General features: G+C 47.2%; 5 protein-coding genes. 4 read left to right on the top strand and 1 reads right to left on the bottom strand.

Annotation, left to right across the window (positions count from 1 at the left end):
* Positions 1 to 263: 263 nt before the first annotated feature.
* Positions 264 to 575 carry a site-specific integrase gene (locus FCN80_RS25720; RefSeq protein ID WP_445081521.1) on the bottom strand — a complete coding sequence of 104 codons (312 nt, stop codon included), beginning with the start codon at positions 573 to 575 and terminating at the stop codon, positions 264 to 266.
* Positions 576 to 590: 15 nt separating this feature from the next.
* On the opposite strand from FCN80_RS25720, the gene FCN80_RS25715 reads away from it, so the two are divergent.
* From FCN80_RS25715 to FCN80_RS25700, 4 genes are all read left to right on the top strand, one after another.
* A complete protein-coding gene (locus FCN80_RS25715; RefSeq protein ID WP_136993177.1) occupies positions 591 to 812 on the top strand; it encodes a hypothetical protein in 222 nt (73 codons plus the stop codon).
* A gap of 265 nt (positions 813 to 1,077) precedes the next feature.
* Complete coding sequence (locus tag FCN80_RS25710; RefSeq protein WP_170975536.1) at positions 1,078 to 1,353, top strand: hypothetical protein; 276 nt, start codon at positions 1,078 to 1,080, stop codon at positions 1,351 to 1,353.
* A 14-nt stretch (positions 1,354 to 1,367) separates the two neighbouring features.
* Entirely contained in the window at positions 1,368 to 1,706 is a 339-nt protein-coding gene (locus FCN80_RS25705; protein WP_136993175.1) for a type II toxin-antitoxin system RelE/ParE family toxin, read from the top strand.
* Between the two features lie 99 nt (positions 1,707 to 1,805).
* Positions 1,806 to 2,036, top strand: a 231-nt coding sequence (locus FCN80_RS25700) for a transposase (RefSeq protein ID WP_136993173.1), incomplete at its 3' end; no start/stop codon positions are given.

Below are 2,036 nucleotides of genomic sequence, written 5' to 3'. Positions count from 1 at the left end.
TTTGTTTTGCTGGGGTGTCGTGACGTACGTGATCAATGATATGAGGACAGGTGAGTTTGATGATTGCCCAGGGATGTAGGCGCCGTATTCGTGCCGTTCCTGGGTGCCGTAAACGTGTCGTAAAGTTGTCAGAATTAGCCAAATTGTGATCTGTGAATGCGAAAAAATGGCTAAAAATCAATTAACTAAATTTAATTCTGAGAATTCGTAATGCGAAGGTCGTAGGTTCGACTCCTATTACCGGCACCAGTAAAATCAATTAATTATCTCTTATTATCCTCCGTTCCCGTAGCAGTATGGGACCGATTTGGGACGACTCCGGAAAAAATCGTGTCGATTTGCCTGGCATGTTCCGTCAGATGATTCGGAGCAGGATGCGCATACCGCCTGACCATTTCCACGCTTTCCCATCCACCCATTTCCTGCAATACTGACAGTGGCACGCCAGATTGAACCAGCCAGCTGGCCCAGGTATGTCGCAAATCGTGGAACCGGAAATTTTCTATCCCTGCTCGTTTCAGCGCCGCCCGCCATGCTGTATTCGCGTCGTAGCGCATTTTCCTGACAGACGCCATTTTGCATGTAATGCCATGTTCGGCAGAACGGGGAGCCAGTGGCTGATTGTGGAAGTGTTCGGGGAAAAGGGGCGGCAGCAACGCAGCGACGACAGCAGCCCGGAGGCCGTGGAAAAAATGGCTGTCAGATACCGGTGTGAGGCCGGACGGCACTGGTCGGCAACGCTGGCCGAAATTGAACGGGTAAAGCGGCTATATCAGGCGGGAATCCGGGCATCCAGGGAAGAAGAGGGCTAACTACCCTCAGTATTAATGCTAATGTATGCGTACAGTAGCATTAATACTATTTGGTAGAATGCCAATAAACCCGAATCCTCGTAACGCCTCAAAACCTCTTGCCTTCAGGTGGATAAATGTGTACTTAATTCCACCACGATGCTATACTCTCAGTATGTGCTGCACTCGCCGCGCTAGCGAGAAAACAGCTTTGCAATCCTGCAAGGCCTTCAATGAGGAACAGAGATTGCTGTTCTCGTCAGTGAATCTCATGAGGAATAAGTCTATGGCCGAAACACAAACCATGTCCCAGGAACTCGCAAGAGACAGTCTTGGAAATGCGCAGAACTTTGAAGGAGGTATGTATGTTACGAAAAACGGAGTAGCTGAACTATTTATTCAGACTGCCGCCGAGCGTCAGGCAGAACTGAGGGAAATGGAAGAAGAAAGAAATATAAACGCCCTTTTTAAGCTGGCAATGATGGCTAAAAAGGAAATCGCAGATGGCAAAGGCATGTCCCCTGAAGAGGTGTTAGGGAGGTTACGTGCTGCAAGAAAATAATAGAGAGGTGTTGAGTGTCAGATCATTATTCAATCGAAGTAGCGCCGATGGCGCAGCAGTGCTTACAAGATATTGAGTCATACAAAAGCGGAACTATCGGGGCGGAACGTGCAGCTGAATTAGTCGATAATCTACTAATGGATTCCATAAAAAATATCATGGAAGATCCTGAAAGATACCGTTTCAATGCACATCTTTCCGGGAGAGGATTGATGTTACGTGAAAGACTTGATGTGGAGAGCGAATATAGGGTCCTTTATGATTTTGATAGAAAGCATATCGAAATACTGCTTTTCATCAGCATGAAGCAGGACTTTGACAAGCAGCTCTACCGCTATAACATACTGAAATGATACTTAATGCCCGGATAGGGAGCGTTCGAGCCTGTACATAAGATTGTGTAATTGCCTGATTTTGATATGTTCTATCCAACATCAAAAACAGGTTAACTTATGGACGAAAAACAGTTGCAGGCTCTGGCTAACGAATTGGCCAAAAATCTCAAAACTCCCGAGGATCTCAATCAATTCGACCGCTTACTGAAAAAAATCAGTGTCGCGGCAGCTCTGAACGCCGAAATGACCCACCATCTCGGTTACGATAAACATCAGCCCAGGGTCGGCTCCAATGCCCGCAACGGCTACTCAACGAAGACTGTTACCACCGGCGATGGGCCGCTGGAA

It is taken from the genome of Martelella alba (genome assembly GCF_005217455.1).
In the GTDB taxonomy this organism is placed as follows: Bacteria; Pseudomonadota; Gammaproteobacteria; order Enterobacterales; family Enterobacteriaceae; genus Acerihabitans.
The sequence above is the reverse complement of the archived record's forward strand: the minus strand, read 5'-3'. Positions and strand labels throughout refer to the sequence as shown.